The sequence below is a fragment of the Comamonas sp. 23 genome (genome assembly GCF_049601575.1).
GTDB classification, from domain to species: Bacteria; Pseudomonadota; Gammaproteobacteria; order Burkholderiales; family Burkholderiaceae_C; genus Comamonas; species Comamonas squillarum.
Map to the genome: position 1 here is coordinate 1 of NZ_CP187127.1, position 17,264 is coordinate 17,264.

The following is a 17,264-nucleotide window of genomic DNA, read 5'->3' on the forward strand; positions in this document are numbered from 1 at the left end:
ATGGATGAAGCCAGCCTGGGCCAAGGTTTGTGGCGTGCAGTTGTAGAGCAACTCGCCCAAGAAATGCCCGAGCAACAGTTCAACACCTGGATCAAGCCGCTGACCGCTGTCGTGTCGGACGACTTGTCCAAGGTCACGCTCTATGTGGCCAACCGTTTCAAGCTCGACTGGATTCGCGCCCAATACACCGGCCGCCTGGCCGCCATGCTGGAGGAAACCTACGGACAACCGGTGGCCATCGAGTTGGCCATTGCCCAGCGAGATGCGGCCGTGCGCACCGTTGTGCGCCCACCGGTGCGCAGCGGTGGTGCGCTTGCAGCGTCGGCTCAGGGCAGTGGCACCTCGTCAGGCATGGGCCTGGGGCCGTCCTACGGGCCAGCTAGCCGCAACCCCGGCCAGGCTGCCGCCAACGCGGCCGAGCAGTACCGCAACAGCATCCAGATCAGCGACGCCAGCCCCGCGCCCCATACGGGCCAGGCCAGCAGCGCCGAGGGTGATACCGGCAATGCCAGTGGCAACTTCCGCAACCGCCTGAACCCGGTGCTCACGTTTGACACGCTGGTCGAAGGTACTGCCAACCGCATGGCGCGCTCGGCGGCCATGCATGTGGCGGCGTCTCCCGGACATCTGTACAACCCCTTGTTCATCTACGGCGGCGTTGGTCTGGGTAAGACCCACCTGGTGCATGCCGTGGGCAACAAGCTGCTGGCCGACAACCCGGACGCCAAAGTTCTCTACATCCATGCCGAGCAGTTCGTTTCGGATGTGGTCAAGTCCTACCAGCGCCGCACCTTTGACGAGTTCAAGGAGCGCTACCACTCGCTCGATCTGCTGCTGATCGACGATGTGCAGTTTTTCGCCAACAAGGACCGCACGCAGGAAGAGTTCTTCAACGCCTTTGAAGCGCTGCTGGCCAAGAAGAGCCACATCGTGATGACGTCCGACACCTATCCCAAGGGTCTGGCCAACATCCACGAGCGCCTGGTCTCGCGCTTTGACTCGGGCCTGACGGTGGCTATCGAGCCGCCCGAGCTGGAGATGCGCGTTGCCATTCTGATCAACAAGTCGCGCGTCGAAGGCACCGAGATGCCCGAGGAAGTGGCCTTCTTCGTGGCCAAGAACGTGCGCTCCAATGTGCGCGAGCTCGAAGGCGCGCTGCGCAAGATCCTCGCCTACTCGCGCTTCAACCAGAAGGAAATCTCCATCCAGCTGGCGCGCGAGGCGCTGCGCGATCTGCTCTCGATCCAGAACCGCCAGATCAGCGTGGAAAACATCCAAAAGACCGTGGCGGACTACTACAAGATCAAGGTCGCCGACATGTACAGCAAAAAGCGCCCGGCCAGCATTGCCCGTCCGCGCCAGATTGCCATGTACCTGGCCAAGGAGCTGACCCAGAAAAGCCTGCCGGAAATCGGCGAGCTTTTTGGCGGCCGCGACCACACCACCGTGCTGCACGCGGTGCGCAAGATCGGTGGCGAGCGCCAGCAATTGACCGAGCTGAACCAGCAATTGCACGTGCTGGAGCAGACCCTCAAGGGCTAGCCGATGGAATTTTTTGATTTCGCCAATTGCCTGCCTGCCGCAGGCACAATGGCAAATGGGACAGGTGCAGAGGGGGCTCCGTGCACAACTGCCGTCCACAACAACACCGCAATTTGACAAGAGGTTGAAATGATTGTTCTGAAGGCCACACAAGACAAAGTCATCGCAGTACTGCAGTCGGTCGCCGGTATTGTCGAGCGGCGCCACACTTTGCCGATTCTGGCCAACGTGCTGATCCGCAAGACCGGCAATGCGCTGCAGCTGACCACCAGCGACCTGGAAATCCAGATCCGCACCACGGCCGAGCTGGGCGGTGACATGGGTGACTTCACCACCACCGTGGGCGCGCGCAAGCTGATCGACATCCTGAAGACCATGCCCAGCGACCAGACCGTGAGCCTGGAGACGCAGCAGTCCAAGATGATCCTCAAGGGTGGCAAGAGCCGCTTCACCTTGCAGACCCTGCCGGCAGAAGACTTCCCGCTGGTGCAGGAAGCACCCTCGTTCGGCCCCGTGTTCAGCGTGCCGCAAAAGGTGCTCAAGGACCTGATGGGCCAGGTCTCGTTCGCGATGGCTGTGCAGGATATCCGTTACTACCTGAACGGCATCCTGTTCGTGGCCGAGGGCAACACGCTGAGCCTGGTGGCCACCGACGGCCACCGCCTGGCCTTTGCCAGCGCCACTCTGGATGTGGAAGTGCCCAAGCAGGAAGTGATTCTGCCGCGCAAGACCGTGCTGGAGCTCCAGCGCCTGCTGTCGGACGCCAGCGGCGACAACCAGCCCGTCATCGAGATGCAGTTCGCCAGCAACCAGGCGCGCTTTACCTTTGCCGGCATGGAGTTCGTCACCAAGCTGGTCGAGGGCAAGTTCCCCGACTACAACCGCGTCATCCCGCGCAACCACCCCAACAGCATCACGCTGGGCCGCGCGCCACTGCTGGCCAGCATGCAGCGCACGGCCATCATGACCAGCGACAAGTTCAAGGGCGTGCGCCTGACCATCGAGCCCGGCACCCTGCGCATTGCAGCCAACAACGCCGAGCAGGAAGAGGCGGTGGATGAGCTCGACATCGACTATGGCGGCCCGGCCGTTGAAGTCGGCTTCAACGTCACCTACCTGATCGATGTGCTCTCCAACATGGGCCAGGACATGGTACGCATCGACTTTGCCGACAACAACAACTCGGCGCTGATCACCAACCCGGAAAACGACACCTTCAAGTACGTGGTCATGCCGATGCGCATGTAAGCCACGCAGGCGACCCGCGCGCCGGTTTGCAGCAGCAGGCCGGCGCAGCACCGAGATTTATTTGATTCAAAGACATGGCAGGGCGCCGCGCCCGCCAGTGCAGTACCAAGGCAGCTTCATGACCGCAGAAAACCAGCCGGAACAATCCCCCAGCACGCCAGGCCCCGATGCCAGCGGCTATGGCGAAGGCGCCATCCAGATCCTGGAAGGGCTGGAGGCGGTGCGCAAACGCCCGGGCATGTACATCGGCGATACCTCGGACGGCACCGGCCTGCACCACCTGGTGTTTGAAGTGGTGGACAACTCCATTGACGAGGCCCTGGCCGGCTATTGCGACGACATCCTGGTGACCATCCATGCCGACGGCTCGCTGTCGGTGGTGGACAACGGCCGGGGCATTCCCACCGGCGTGAAGATGGATGACAAGCACGAGCCCAAGCGCTCGGCCGCTGAAATCGCGCTGACCGAGCTGCACGCCGGCGGCAAGTTCAACCAGAACAGCTACAAGGTCTCGGGCGGTCTGCACGGCGTGGGCGTGTCCTGCGTGAACGCGCTGTCCATCAAGCTCAAGCTCATCGTGCGCCGCGAAGGCCAGGTGCACCAGATCGATTTCTCGCGCGGCTTTGTGCAAAACCGCCTGGTCGAAGTGGTCGACGGCGTGGAAGTCTCGCCGATGCGCATTGTGGGCGCCACCGAGAAGCGCGGCACCGAAGTGCACTTCCTGCCCGACCAGGAAATCTTCAAGGAAAACTACGAGTTCCGCTACGAGATCCTGGCCAAGCGCCTGCGCGAGCTGTCCTTCCTGAACAACGGCGTGCGCATCCGCCTCAAGGACGAGCGCGATGGCAAGGAGGACGACTTCTCCGGCGCCGGCGGCGTGCAGGGCTTTGTCGAGTTCATCAACGGGACCAAGAAAGTGCTGCACCCCACCGTGTTCCACGCCGAAGGCAGCCGCCCGGCCGAGACCTATGGCGGCATCCCCGGCACCGAGATCGGTGTCGAAGTGGCCATGCAGTGGAACGACGGCTACAACGAGCAGGTGCTGTGCTTTACCAACAACATCCCCCAGCGTGACGGCGGCACCCATTTAACCGGCCTGCGCGCGGCGATGACCCGCGTCATCGGCAAGTACATCGCTGACCATGACCTGGCCAAGAAGGCCAAGGTCGAAGTCACCGGCGACGACATGCGCGAAGGCCTGTGCGCGGTGCTCAGCGTCAAGGTGCCCGAGCCCAAGTTCAGCAGCCAGACCAAGGACAAGCTGGTCTCCAGCGAAGTGCGCGCGCCCGTCGAGGACATCGTCGGCAAGCTGCTGACCGAGTACCTCGAAGAAAAGCCCAACGACGCCAAGATCATCTGCAACAAGATCGTTGAAGCGGCCCGCGCCCGTGAAGCGGCCCGCAAGGCCCGCGAAATGACGCGCCGCAAAGGCGTGCTCGACGGCATGGGCCTGCCCGGCAAGCTGGCCGACTGCCAGGAAAAAGACCCAGCGCTGTCTGAAATCTACATCGTCGAGGGTGACTCCGCAGGCGGCTCGGCCAAGCAAGGGCGTGACCGCAAGTTCCAGGCCATCCTGCCGCTGCGCGGCAAGATCCTGAACGTGGAAAAAGCCCGCTACGAAAAGCTGCTCTCCAGCAGCGAAATCGTCACCCTGATCACCGCGCTGGGCACCGGCATCGGCAAGGTGAGCGAAGACTCGGGCAAGAGCAGCACCGACGACTACAGCCTCGCCAAGCTGCGCTACCACCGCATCATCATCATGACCGATGCGGACGTCGACGGCGCCCACATCCGCACCCTGCTGCTGACCTTCTTCTACCGCCAGATGCCCGATCTGGTCGAAGCCGGCCACATCTACATTGCGCAGCCGCCACTGTACAAGGTCAAGAACGGCAAGGAAGAGCTGTACCTCAAGGACGGCCCTGCCCTCAACCAGTTCCTGCTGCGCGTGGCCCTGCAAGGCGCCAGCGTCAGCACCGGCGGCGCCAACCCGCGCACCATCGATGGTGAAGAGCTGGGCCGCCTGGCCGGCATGCACCTGGCCGCCGAAACCGTCATCGACCGCCTCTCGTCCTACCTGGACGCCGAAGCGCTGCGCGCCATCGCCGACGGCGTGCAGATCCGCCTCGACACGCTGGACGACGCCATGGTCTGCGCCCCGGTGCTCGAAGCCAAGCTGCGCGAGCTGACCACCACCGGCGTGCCCGCCGAGGTCACGGGCGAGCTGGACCCGCACACCGAAAAGCCGATCCTGCGCATCAGCCGCCACCACCACGGCAACATCAAGAGCTCCATCCTGACGCAGGAGTTTGTCGAAGGCCAGGACTACGCGGCGCTGGCCGCCGAAGCCCAGAACTTCCACGGTCTGCTCGCCGAAGGCGCCAAGGTCACCCGTGGCGAAGGCGAAAAAGCCAAGATGGAAAAAGTGACCGACTTCCGCCAGGCCATGCAGTGGCTCATCAGCGAAGCCGAACGCACCACCGCCCGCCAGCGCTACAAGGGCCTGGGCGAAATGAACCCCGAGCAGCTGTGGGAAACCACGATGGACCCCCAAGTCCGCAGCCTGCTGCAGGTCAAAGTCGGCGACGCCATCGAAGCCGACCGCGTCTTCACGATGCTGATGGGCGACGAGGTCGAGCCCCGCCGCGACTTTATCGAGACCAATGCATTGCGGGCGGGGAATATTGATGTGTGATGGTGTAGGTTCTCGTAGGGCGCCGTATTGTTTGCGACTCGCGACACAATTTTGCGACTGGATGCCACAAACCAAACGACTCACCTACCTTTAGGCGTTAAATGAAGACTCTTGGCATAGCCAGCAAAAAGAGCCCGGATTCATCCGGGCTCTTTTTTATATCTTTTTCTATGGACAATTTGCAGTGATTGTTGTTACCTATGATCTCATTGCACTATTTCGCTCACAACCGCATAGCGGTCATTCGCGCACGGATGTTCGAGATGGCTCTGTGACGGCTTTCAACTCTTGATGGGCATGTTTTCGTAGCCCAAGCGGTGAGCGTTGGAGGGCGAGGTCAGGCCTTTCGCGCGAGCACCTCAAACTCGTGGTGAATTTCGGCTGGATTCGATGTGTTACGCAGGCCCGTGCTGAATCGCGCGACGGCATGAAGAAAACCCATGTGGTCAGTAACCCGGTAGAAGCCTGATTCTGGCTCCGGCCTTCCAAGACTTGGCGGCAAGGCCTCATCCCATCCCTCTTCGGCCGCTGGCCATGGCCGCAGGACATAGTCGCCCTTCTTGTGCGGGTACAGAACCCATTTACTGCCATCGTCAAAGGCGTAGCAGAAGAAGCTGCCGTTCAATTTCACCTCCTGCGCCCAAGGTGGAGAGGGTGGCGCCACAGGACCATCAGGCTCTTGGTGCTGCGTGAAAACGCGCGGTACAGGCTCTTGGATCACTTTGTTGGCAAATGCCGCTCTCAAAGCTCGAAGCTTTTCCCGTGGATCGAAGGCAACAGTAGATCTTGCAGCCAGGCGTTGGGCTTCCCGGCGACGCTCTTCCATTTGGGCAGCGAGTCGCCTTTGCTCCTGCTCCTGCTCCTGCGCCTGCGCCTGCTCCCGGATCAGGCGCTGACGCTCTTCCTCCTCAAACCGCGCCAGCAGAAGATCTGTATTGGTATCCAGCAACTCGCGCTCCTCGGTTGTCAGCGGTCGACCAGACCCACCGAAGTTGAACTGGGGCTGTCCCAGAGCTTTGGCGCTTCCATAGCGGCGCTCAAAGCATGTGCTGCCCAGCACCATCAGGACTCCGCCCTCGCGCACGATATGGATTGCCGCGTGCACCCCATGGCCACAACCAGGGTTCTGGCAGCGAACCCGCTCGTTTTCAGGTACACGAACAATCCCCAAGAGCTTTGAACCCATTGTTTGCATCTAGAACACCTCCGCTTTTTCGACAGTCTACAAGTGGCGGACCGAGCCAAACGGCACTTCATCCATCATTGCGCCCCGCCCATAGGACAATCCATGAATGACACTCATAGCCACCATCGCGGCAACCGGTAAAGATGTCGAGTCATTCAACCCGCCACCGGACATCTGGGCGCATTGGCGGAAGCAGCCCATCTTCACCTTTGTCATTGGCCGACACCGAACGCCAGCAGTACTCAAGCGCAGCCCACGCGGTCTCCAGTTCCTTGCCGCAGCACCAGGATATGCAGAAAGATGGCACACAGCATGGAAGTGGCAGGAGGGACGACCGGCTATGAGCACGAGGTTTAAAAAGGCGGCTCAACGCTTAGCATTTGAGCAGACTGTGCCACCCATGAGTGGAATTTGAAGCGCGTGAAATGAACTGGGCCGACTGCCGCTATTGGGTCAGACCGATGACTGCATAGGGCCGAGCAGCAACAGTCATGCGCCGCCACTTGGAGCTGCTGGTACGATGCCTCAATTCGGCCAGATGCAGTCCTTGACAGCATCCCTGAAGGCAGCAGCAGTCAGACTGAATGCAGTCAATCGAACAGGTTCGCTTATAGTTCCTAAGCAACTGATATCGGCTCCAACCCGTTGACTTGTCTGTGAAGCTTGAGGTACTTCATGATGCCTAGATGCATGTTAAGCACATCTCTTCGTAATCGAATGTTCTGATCGACTCCGAAGTGATGCATTTGGCCGCGTGCCAGATTAGGATGGATCACCACGTAACCGCTGTCGTCGAAACCGATTAATCCGCGGTCGAAAAGTTTATCTAGGCTTGGTGTGAGGAGCAGTCCGTTATCTGGATCCCAGCGCTCATCAGCGCTTTCGCACTTGCCCCAAGCATGAATGTGGGATGCGATGAGGAATTCCGTCAATTTGCAGCCCGTCACCGAGCAGCCACCCCATCTCCGGATGAGCTGCTGCCGGTAGTTGCTCTGCCCTATACGGATCTTCACCAAAGCCAAAATTTCTGACTCGCTAAGGTCAGAATTAGCCTGTAGCTCCTCTAGCGCCGCCTCATCACGAAGCCACGCAGGTGCAGGGTTGCTAGGCCTAGTGTCCGGCAGCGCGTCGTATTCAGCACCACCAGTCACAACAGCCTTAGCGAACAGGCAAAATTCCTCGCATAGAGAGTGAATGCGGGCATTAAACGTTTCGTCAGGCCAGGAGGACACATTGATTGTTGTTTCGTAACCAACAACGGGTCTACCTTCATCCTCCAAGTAACGCAACCAAGACGCGCCCGGATATGCGGGATTGCGTAGCAGCGCCACCCCTTCAAATGAGAAGAACTTGCCCAACAGCAACCGATCAAACTCATCTTTGTATTGCTCGTACAGAAATACGCGCAGCTTCAAGTATATCGGGCCATCTCCGCGGTTTGGCGTGATCCCTATGAAGCGCATTTCGTGCATGGGATGCATGACGCGAATCCAAGGGTGCCCATCTGGGTTGGGCATCATGTGGGACTTAATCCCCTTGCGTTCGAAAAGCTGGTCCAGCCCAGCTGCTGCTAGCCTTAATGCATCGACGACCCGATCTAATCCTTCGCGCATGATCCCCCCATTTTCTCGAGAAAAAATCTCACACCTCCGCTAAACGGCACGGTTTCACTACTGCGGCCAGCCCAACCAGTCTCTAGCAGATTCTCTACTGCTTTCAATCCAAATACCCCTGACAATAGTTCTATGTGGCTTAACTTTTAATTCACCGGCCGAAAAACGTGGTCGGTGCAGCGGAGCGTGAGGTCAGTCTCGGAATAAACAAAGATTTTTTATAAGCCGATCGCTAACTGACCGCCATGGTTCATGTCGAGCCCGACTGAATTACAAGAAATGTAACAGATGCATCATTTGGCGCTTCTCTACGCTTGCTAAGAGAGACCGCTTTGGGTCGGTTTGCGACAGTCGTAGATCGGCCAAATACAGTCGGAAACCGGCCACAAGCTGCCTCTGATGGCATCATAAAGCAGCCATACAACGGACTAGGTAAGCCGCCCACAGAATGCGTGTCGGCTTGAGCTAATAGCTAATGAATTCTTAAATCTTAAACTCTATACATTCACCTAGTCCATCAACCATAAGGGCGACGCTCACCCATATATCAAAAAGTGCTTTATTTTCATCAATCACCTTTTTCAGCTCATTGCTCACTATTTCTTGTGCTTCCTTTCTTTGTTTGGATGCAATATATGATTCAAGATAAATTTCCCCAGCAAATGCAGTCTCTACATCAGTAAGTTTTTCCCATTTATCTTTTTCAATTTCAGCAATTTGCCTTCTAGTGGAATTTGCTTTTTGAATTTTTGTTGCCTCATCACTCATTGGAGAGACTGAATACGTGAACAAGAAATTAAAAGTTGGCATATTAAAAATTTCCTAGTTTGGATGATTTCTCTAACATAGTTTGGCCCGTACCAAGCCGCAATCCATATTTGGCACATGCGGTATAAATTGACACGAAATAAATGCGGAGTGAGTTTTTTCGCCTAGATTTATAGAATCTATAATGTATAAAATACAGAAATAAATTCATTTATGAAATCCACTGGCCGGGCGTGTGTTGTACGCCACTCAGTTGCTGGACAAAGTCTGTGGGAGAATTCGTTACAGACACTACAGCCTCCCGGAGCAGGACTATGTGCAATGAGAGAATGGCCAAATTAGCTCCTTTCAATAATAGCCGCAAAAGTTATGGTTTGATGATTCGGCTGTACGCCGCCCAATCGATAGCTGGTACTGTGCCCAACGATTGCAATCGAGCCAACAAGCGGAAGAGGAAGTACATCAATGCGCCCTGTTCCGCGAACACTAGCTTGTTGCCGTCGTAGTCATCGTAGCAACCATCTTCGAGCGAACAGACACAGTCCAGTGATGAGTCAACATCATCTCCAAGGTTGCCAAGAAACGTATCACCTAAGCCACCAACCCAACCAGTATTCGGGGCGAGAAGGCCAGCAATGATGCGGAAATGCGGCTTTGGTTTAAAAGTACCACCAGCATGAGAGATAGCCACCGAAGTCCGACTCATTGAACGGACCGAAGCTGCCTTGTTCTCTGCATAAGCGATATAGCCTTTATTAACTTCCGGTTTGCACTCAAAAATTGCATACACCGCCTCAGCAGGGATGTAACGATGGCTTTTCTGGTCTAGCAGCGTGGGGGTGAAGTGCCGGTCAAATACCACAACGTCAATTTGGTCACTGCGATTGCCGAGTGAGTCAATAACGATGCCAGTGGCGACCTCGTAGCGATTGGGCAGGTATGAACGCAACAGCTCCAGCCAATACTCTTCATTTACCGAACCCATAGTTCCAGCGTGGCTAATGGACTGAGATGCGAGGGCCATCTGACCACTGAGGTTGCTCTGAACATTGACGAAAGCTCTCTTAAGCCACGTGGTGTCGTTAGCGCCCGCACCAAGCGCTGTTGCGGTCGCTGTTGTTGGAGAATTCTGTTGGGTCATAGAGAGAAATTAGGACAAAGGGAACTTGGGACCGAAGAGCTGTCGCCAAGCTTTAAGCGCTTCAGTGTTTTGGCCTTTACGCGCCAAATGAATAGCGTTTGAGGCTTCTCGACTAGCTGCGACAAGCATTTGGTAAGCACGCTCTTTGCGTGCATCGTCCATGCCATCGCTAATAGGTGAACCTAGGCCGGCTGGGTCTTTCCACTCATCCTTGATGCGGTCTGCTAGCGACGAAAACAGCGTCTGCACTTCATAGTCAAATCGGCCCTGCCATCCACCGTGCAGGCACTCCAGGGCCATCACTTCAATGAGAAACGAGGGCTTAACCGGCTTGTCAGCGCCATGCTTCGGGTTGTTGTTCCAGTACTTGGCCATCCGCACTAAGCCTTTCCATTCACTGGAAAAAGCTTGGTGAGCATCTCGCGCCTTGCCCGCATGGATTTCGGGGTTCGTCTTCATCCACTTACCCGTGTCATTGTTCGGAATTTCGTAGTCTGAGCCTGCAGACACTGCAGGAACTACATCCACGCTCAGAACTCGGTAGTCAGTGTTGTCGTCAGCATCGACCACTACACCGAAGTCAACGTTGATAGAGCGCCCTTGCTTACGCACAGCGGCCTCACCATACTTGTCTACCAAGACCTTGTGGAAATCCTCGAGCACTTTGGAGGGTGGTTGAGAGTGATATTTCTCAGTCTCAGATGCGCTCAGCACGAAGAAGATGTCAATATCCTTGAGCGGCTTAGTCTTAGTGTGCCGTGCATAGGAGCCCGTCAAAAAGTCACGCTGGATGGCGAACTTGGTGCGGATGTATTCGCGCACCTCAGTGTGGCGCTTTGATGCGTTAGTCTGCTCACGTTCATTTAACTCAAGACGCGACTTGAACTTGCGAAATGCTTCATCAAGGGAAATCATTAGCTGTGCCTCCAATATGCGGCGCTTGCTCCAAGGCCGCTGTGTTCCACGGTTGAGCCCAAGGCCTGACGGACCATGCCAGTTGTTGGACGGTTAGATGCCGGCCCCCAGCCAGAGACATCCGGGCGCCCAGCTTTCGTCTTGAGCAGAATGGAATAGCTGGCGTTCTCGGGTGCTACGCCAGCTTTCTTGATGGCGTACTTGAGCTGTTCTGTGTCGGTGTAAAACGCCCCATCACCGTCCGACCATTGGTAGACGATGTCCAGGTCCCAACGAACAAGCAGTGCGTTCGTCAGCGGGTTATAAATCTCAAGCTCCACGCGCTCTAGGTGTCGTGACTCGAGCCAAGTCTTGATGGCCCGGTGCTTGCTGTCCCAGCTATTCACCAAGTTCTCGGGAGAAAGACCGCTGAGGCGGATGACATCCTTAAGACTCTTAAGCACGTTGTCGGTGACATAAGTGGTTGATTGGGTGTATGAGTAGACTGCTACGGCGCTCATGATTTCAAAAAGCCTTCCATATCGAGCGTCACGGCGGTTGCACTCGCAGAAGCCTGTTCTTCTGCAATGACCAAGCCGGAGGCAGCATCGCGGGCGACAACACGAGAAGTGTGCTTCTTCAGTGCTGCCTGGACCCAGGCGAGGTCTTCGGAATGGACGGCGACGGAAACTTGCCATGACCCTTCAGTAGCGTCGAAGCTTAGCTTTTCCTCGTTGCAACTAGAGTCATCAAGCGCATCGTCGTCGTAAGAGCAGTAGATGCGGGTGCGCGGCCCATCGCAAGTCACAACGATGGGGCTGGATTTTGGAGCCTGGTCTGCGATGACACTACTAACAATACCTGCCACCTTCATCAGCTCCTTGCGGGCATCATCAGTGGTACTTTTCGCAGTGAGTATGTCGACGATAGAGTTCCAGGTTTCGAGGGCATCGCGATAGGGCACGCTTCGAAAGTCTCGGCGGACAGTTGAGCTCACTTTGCACCTCCTTTCTGCATGCGAACAGCTTTCGCGCTTGCCGCCGCAGAGAGCAGATGGTCAATGGTCAACTTGTTGGGGTCGGCAGCAACTTCACGGCTCTGAGCCATAGCGTTGACCACCATCTTGCGCAGTGCTCGGCCGTCGAGACCTTCACAAGCTTGAGCAACCTTAGCCAGGTCTTTCGACTTGGCAATTTTTGCGAGTGCAGGGAAATGCTCACTCAAGCTATCAATGCAGTGCTCGAGAATTTGAGCAACAGCTTCCTGTGCCGGAGGCGGAACCTCCACCACCAGGTCACATCGCGAAGTGAAGGCATCATCAATGGCCTGTGGGAAGTTGCTGGTAGCTATAAACAGGATATTGGGATTGCGTTCAGCCAGTGCGTCCAACTGCACAAGGACGGCATCTGTTGCGCGATGGATGTCGACAGGATTTGCTTCCAAGCTCATGCGGGAGCGGTCTGCCGCCAGCGTCTCAACTTCATCCAGTAGCACGATAGTAGGTCCACTGCTCGCCAATTCCGCGATGGTCTGCGAAAACAACTCGCTTACAGAGCGCTGTGTCTTACCCATCGCTGAACTGGTCAGTGCATGCGGGTCCACCTCAACAAGACGAGGTTTTGCTCTCGGCATGAAATGAGCCAGTTGGCTGGCTAATCCACGGGCGAGCGTCGTTTTGCCAGTACCTGGTGGGCCAACGAGCAGGATTACGCCATGCATCGGAAGCTTGTCTCGCGACACCTTTGTACGCAAAGAGAAGTTCAGAATGCCTTGCGAGAGCAGCTGTTCTTTGATTTCAGATTTGACGATGATGCTTCCCCACAGCGCATCGAGCTGCGAGTCAGGGAGCAGGCGCACGGCAGAAATACCGCGAGGGAGGTCTTCAGGACGCACAAGATGTTGTGCAGAGGTGCTTGCGTTCAAGGGTAAATCGCCCACAACCGGGCGCTGTTGTTGCTATGACCACTAGTGTTGCTGCAACGTGGAAAAGATTGGTTGAACTGCGGTTCAGGTGCTGAAACTAGCTATGCGCAGATTCCTAAACACCTGTAGAACCTCGACCGGTTTCCTTGACATCCTGTGGAAGGCGGTTCCGAAAGCTGAACCGGTGTTCAGGAAATTTTGGTCAAAGGCATGAGATGCTCGAAGGTCCCAGAATCATGTTCCAAGGTGCCGAATGAAACGCATCGCCATCATCGAGGACGTACGCCAAGACAGCGACATCCTAAAAGCGCTCATCGAAGACTCTTTTGACGCTCAAGTCGAACAAGCATTTAATAAAGCTGAAGCCGAAGCACTTCTACGCGATGGTAGATTTGACTTGGTAATAATGGATATCGAGCTTGGCTCAGGTGCAAAAAATCGATATGCAGGCTTAGGTTTATTAAGCGATATCCGAGCCACTTGGCCAACCCTCGTAGTTTCGGGCATGCCTGAGGATAACCTTCGAAGTCTTGCTCTTACGCTTCATGCTTATGATTTCATAGCTAAACCAGTTGATGAACGAGACCTTATCAACAAAATCGAACATGCATTTGAATGGTTCAAAGATGATGTGAGCAGCGACCTAGCAACGAGAAATGGCTTGCCTGACGGATTAACAGCTGACCCGCACAGGAAAAACAAATACCTTTGGAAAAATAGGCCTGTTGCACTTACGATGACCCAATTGAGCATCGTCCAGTGTTTAATTGAGAAGCCTGGCGCAGTAGTTGAAACTAGAAATCTCTTAAAGAATCTAAAATCAGGGATGAGCTCCAAAGCCCTTGCGACCCAAATCTCTAATATTCGAAGTCAATTTAAAGAAATAGATAATGAATTTGACCACATTAATAATGAGCAGGGTCGTGGCTACTACTGGAAAATCTAAACGGTGGCGTCTGCTGACGTTTTTTAGGAGCTGGGATTTTACTCTCGGCTCTATATTTCTTTTGACGGTTCTTACGACTCTTTTATTGGGTGCATTGTTCGACATCAGCTGGTCAGCATACAAAAAAGAACAAAGAGTTCAAGAGTCAGAGCTGAAGGGACAGCTTGCTCAGTTTTTACTTAACATTCGGGAAGCAGATGGTTCATCTTTACTTGAAAATCCATCTGACTTTTCTGCAGCTTCGCGTCCAATCACGATAGTTTCGTTGCGCAAGTCGTTCTTCTCTTACATGCTGCAGAGGGCTAATGCAAGAGCATTTAAGACGGGTGACATCAATATAGAAGTACCGCGTGCGTGCCAGTTGGTATACCAAGACAACACCAAAGGTACCGAATTACCAGGAAGCTTGCGCGCATGTTTTGCAGCAGTTCCTGGAGACCCCACTGGAAAGTATGTCTATTTCTTTCTACGCTATCCAACGAGCAAAATAGAACGCCATAGAGTAGGAAAACCTTTGGCAGAGGTTAACCGGGTAGTCCTTACCTTCAGTGGACAACGTGAGAGTCGCATCTCTTTAGCTTATCAAGTCCCTCCATTGGCTCGCATGCGCTACCCCTCACAACTCGCACGCTTTGAACAGATTCATGAGTTGTCGGGCTTTGCTGCGGGCGAAGGAGGATTGTCATCACGCTACATAAGCGGCCAAGCATTTGAAAGCTTGGTGGAGGAGAATGGAACCTCTCCTCAGAACTATGTGACTATTGTTGGCCGCCTCGACTCCGCACTATTACAGGCAGCCGGCTCCGACGAAAATTGGCCGCCAGATGCTTTAAAAAGGACCTTTGTTGGAATTAAGGTTTATGACAAGTCGGAACCGGAAATTGAGTCCAAGGTGATATTCGATATACCGCCAGGTAAAGAAGGCACCCCTCTTGTATCACTGACTCAGGCATATCTTTCTGCTGTTTCCTCCGGGACTTCACTTGAAATAACCTCTTCTAACTTAGCGGGAGTCCGCAACACTGTTTGGCGTTCAGACGATGTCGCCATAAGTCCATCCACAACTCGACTAGACGGCTGGTGGCAAAATGTCGCCGATGGCTGGTCTGAATTTATAATATCTCATGGCATACGACAGAGAGGCCCAGTTTCAGTTGCTGAAGATATGCGCGTGAGAGGACTTAGCAAAGTCCAAGCATCTTTGACCGCAACCCCATTCAAGCTGCCAGACCTTGCAACTCGAGCTTTTACCTGGATGTCCGCAGCAGGCTTAGTCATTATTGCTTTAGCCTTCTATTGGAGCCATAACGCAATCAAGCTAAGAAAACTAAGAAAAATGGCTTATGCGATGACTGTTGTACCTACACGCGATGGAGACCTCAAGAGGTTTGCCGGTAGAAACGAAATTGGGACGCTAGCTCGTGTTTTCTATCTATTGCTTAAACGTAGTCGTTCAAGAGATGTTAGCCTTGTTAAAAGACAGCGTCGAATAGCGATAGAGCAAGCTGAGCAAATGCGCCTCGCTGAAGCGCATGTAGTAAATCGCAAGTCTATTCTCGACGCCATTGGTCACGAAATTCGTGCCCCTCTCAACTCTCTATTTAATGCAACGAAAGGTCAGGAACTGGTCCAACAGAAGCTCTCCCGTATTCGACGTGCTGTTGAAGCACTTCAAGATGCGACAAGCGTTGAGGACGGCCTTCGTTCTGGTGAAATAACAATGGCGCCCACAAACTTAGCATTGTGGCTTCAAGTATTCTCTGACAATCTTAATCAAGACGGTAAAAATGTTACGTATGTTGGACCAACCGAAGAAGTAACTGTAGAGATGGATTCAATTCAGTTGGAGCAAATTCTGGACAATTTACTAGATAACGCCCAGCGATACAGAAAGCACGGTACGGATGTTGAACTAAGACTTTCGTTAATCAATGACAAAGTTGAATTAGCAGTCTTTAATCATGGAAAACCCATTCCAGAACAATATCTTCCGCGAATTTTTGATTTAGGTGTTAGCGGGACGGAAAAAACAGGGAACAGTGGTTTGGGACTTTTTGCGTCTAGAATCTATGCACTGGCAATGAACGTGACACTTAGTGCGAGAAACGAAGCGAATGGAGTATCATTGATTTTACAATTCCCTCGCGCAAAGGTTAAATAATTAAATAAATTCCAATTCATTATATTTACAAAGCTTAGCCGGTCAAGATGGCAAGGTATCCCAAAATGTCAGCGGTGCGCAAACTAGCTGGGAAGGCATTCCCTGAGCGAGGATTTCTTCAACATCTCCCTCATCCACCATTGGCCATTTAGCTCGGCGAATTGGATTAACATTTTTTACCTCAATAACCCTCATGCCTGTAGGGGCGGGTGTGATAATTATCCACTCTCCTGATTCGACAGTATTGCGATAACGTTTGTTATCGCCTCCGAGCATATCGCTATTTAGAAGCACCTGACTAATTGGAACCCGCTCCAGAGCTACAGCCTCACAGCCGGTGTAATCGCCTGTAGTTGACCACGAGGTCAACGTGTCATGGGGGACCTGAATGCTTGCTAGACCTGCTATCTGAGCTGCACGTGCGTACCTGAGGAGGCGGTTAGCATAATTGGAGCTTACACTTGACAGTCCCTGCCTCCAGCTTTCGTTTCGGTAACCGCGACCAATCTTTACCACCCCATTTGCGTATTGCGAAGAATGCTTCACCTGAGCTTGAACGAAAGGCTGCATATCCCTAAGCTCTTGAATGGCCTCTTGCACGGCATGGGGTACGGCAAGCAATTGTGCGGAGAATCGACGTATATCATCCTCGGTGTACCAGCCTCCACAAGTGAAGCAAGTGTCGGGAGATTCTTGATTTCGACTCAAACCGTAAGCTCTAGAGACTAGCCAAGTCAATAAACCACGCACTACTTCAATGTGTTCTTTGCTTTGTGTCCAATCACTACATATATTCAAGATGGATGGCTTATTATGATTTGAGCGCAATACAAAGTTATCCGTCATCAACTCAACAAGCAAATCACTTCCCAGTATCCATTTCGTTTGGCACTGACTCATCGGCATTAATACATCCTATTTTTTGCGCCACTATACCTCGGTCGGTGTGTGGCTTGGCATGAAATTTGGCAAAGCAACTAGATTTCACTGGCTTCAAGGATAATTCAATTTACCATCAACAATTTAGAAGATAGCCCAATTACGTAGAAAGGCGTTGTTGCACGAATCAGGCTGTCGGCTGCGGTAGGCTCAGGAGATGAGTGAGTGTTAGGGCCGATGCAATCTTGACCAGCAGGGGGTGCGGATA

At 54.1% G+C, this 17,264-nt stretch carries 14 protein-coding genes; 5 read left to right on the plus strand and 9 right to left on the minus strand.

Translation table 11 applies throughout. From position 1 onward, the window contains the following. The 3 genes from dnaA to gyrB all read left to right on the plus strand — a co-directional run bounded on the left by dnaA (position 1) and on the right by gyrB (position 5,485). Positions 1-1,542 (plus strand): chromosomal replication initiator protein DnaA, encoded by a 1,542-nt coding sequence (dnaA, locus tag ACPEE1_RS00005; protein ID WP_116925467.1) that lies wholly within the window; start codon positions 1-3, stop codon positions 1,540-1,542. 129 nt (positions 1,543-1,671) lie between these two features. Continuing rightward, positions 1,672-2,790: a DNA polymerase III subunit beta gene (dnaN, locus tag ACPEE1_RS00010; protein ID WP_116925466.1), complete on the plus strand. Its 1,119-nt coding sequence runs from the start codon at positions 1,672-1,674 to the stop codon at positions 2,788-2,790. Positions 2,791-2,908: 118 nt separating this feature from the next. After that, positions 2,909-5,485 carry a DNA topoisomerase (ATP-hydrolyzing) subunit B gene (gene gyrB / locus ACPEE1_RS00015; RefSeq protein ID WP_182344529.1) on the plus strand — a complete coding sequence of 859 codons (2,577 nt, stop codon included), beginning with the start codon at positions 2,909-2,911 and terminating at the stop codon, positions 5,483-5,485. A 337-nt stretch (positions 5,486-5,822) separates the two neighbouring features. Here gyrB and ACPEE1_RS00020 read toward each other — a convergent pair whose 3' ends face one another. From ACPEE1_RS00020 to ACPEE1_RS00055, 8 genes are all read right to left on the minus strand, one after another. After that, positions 5,823-6,680 (minus strand): hypothetical protein, encoded by an 858-nt coding sequence (locus tag ACPEE1_RS00020; protein WP_423934898.1) that lies wholly within the window; start codon positions 6,678-6,680, stop codon positions 5,823-5,825. A 608-nt stretch (positions 6,681-7,288) separates the two neighbouring features. Next, complete coding sequence (locus ACPEE1_RS00025; protein ID WP_423934899.1) at positions 7,289-8,284, minus strand: HNH endonuclease; 996 nt, start codon at positions 8,282-8,284, stop codon at positions 7,289-7,291. 483 nt (positions 8,285-8,767) lie between these two features. Continuing rightward, positions 8,768-9,052 (minus strand): hypothetical protein, encoded by a 285-nt coding sequence (locus ACPEE1_RS00030; protein ID WP_423934900.1) that lies wholly within the window; start codon positions 9,050-9,052, stop codon positions 8,768-8,770. Positions 9,053-9,419: 367 nt separating this feature from the next. Then, positions 9,420-10,193 carry a DUF6602 domain-containing protein gene (locus tag ACPEE1_RS00035; RefSeq protein WP_423934901.1) on the minus strand — a complete coding sequence of 258 codons (774 nt, stop codon included), beginning with the start codon at positions 10,191-10,193 and terminating at the stop codon, positions 9,420-9,422. Positions 10,194-10,202: 9 nt separating this feature from the next. Further along, on the minus strand, positions 10,203-11,108 hold the full coding sequence (locus ACPEE1_RS00040; protein ID WP_423934902.1) for a CBASS oligonucleotide cyclase: 906 nt from the start codon (positions 11,106-11,108) through the stop codon (positions 10,203-10,205). Further along, entirely contained in the window at positions 11,108-11,608 is a 501-nt protein-coding gene (locus ACPEE1_RS00045) for an HORMA domain containing protein (protein WP_423934903.1), read from the minus strand. The genes ACPEE1_RS00040 and ACPEE1_RS00045 overlap by 1 nt, the downstream gene beginning before the upstream one ends. Beyond that, positions 11,605-12,084, minus strand: coding sequence for a hypothetical protein (locus ACPEE1_RS00050; RefSeq protein ID WP_423934904.1), 480 nt, complete (start codon positions 12,082-12,084; stop codon positions 11,605-11,607). The genes ACPEE1_RS00045 and ACPEE1_RS00050 overlap by 4 nt, the downstream gene beginning before the upstream one ends. Continuing rightward, complete coding sequence (locus ACPEE1_RS00055; protein WP_423934905.1) at positions 12,081-13,010, minus strand: AAA family ATPase; 930 nt, start codon at positions 13,008-13,010, stop codon at positions 12,081-12,083. Before ACPEE1_RS00055 ends, ACPEE1_RS00050 begins: the two co-directional genes overlap by 4 nt. Positions 13,011-13,263: 253 nt before the next feature. Here ACPEE1_RS00055 and ACPEE1_RS00060 point away from each other — a divergent pair, with 253 nt between their 5' ends. Then, positions 13,264-13,956: a response regulator transcription factor gene (locus tag ACPEE1_RS00060; protein WP_423934906.1), complete on the plus strand. Its 693-nt coding sequence runs from the start codon at positions 13,264-13,266 to the stop codon at positions 13,954-13,956. After that, positions 13,934-16,117, plus strand: coding sequence for a sensor histidine kinase (locus tag ACPEE1_RS00065; RefSeq protein ID WP_423934907.1), 2,184 nt, complete (start codon positions 13,934-13,936; stop codon positions 16,115-16,117). Before ACPEE1_RS00060 ends, ACPEE1_RS00065 begins: the two co-directional genes overlap by 23 nt. A 42-nt stretch (positions 16,118-16,159) precedes the next feature. Here ACPEE1_RS00065 and ACPEE1_RS00070 read toward each other — a convergent pair whose 3' ends face one another. Further along, complete coding sequence (locus ACPEE1_RS00070) at positions 16,160-17,023, minus strand: hypothetical protein (protein WP_423934908.1); 864 nt, start codon at positions 17,021-17,023, stop codon at positions 16,160-16,162. Between the last annotated feature and the right edge of the window lie 241 nt (positions 17,024-17,264).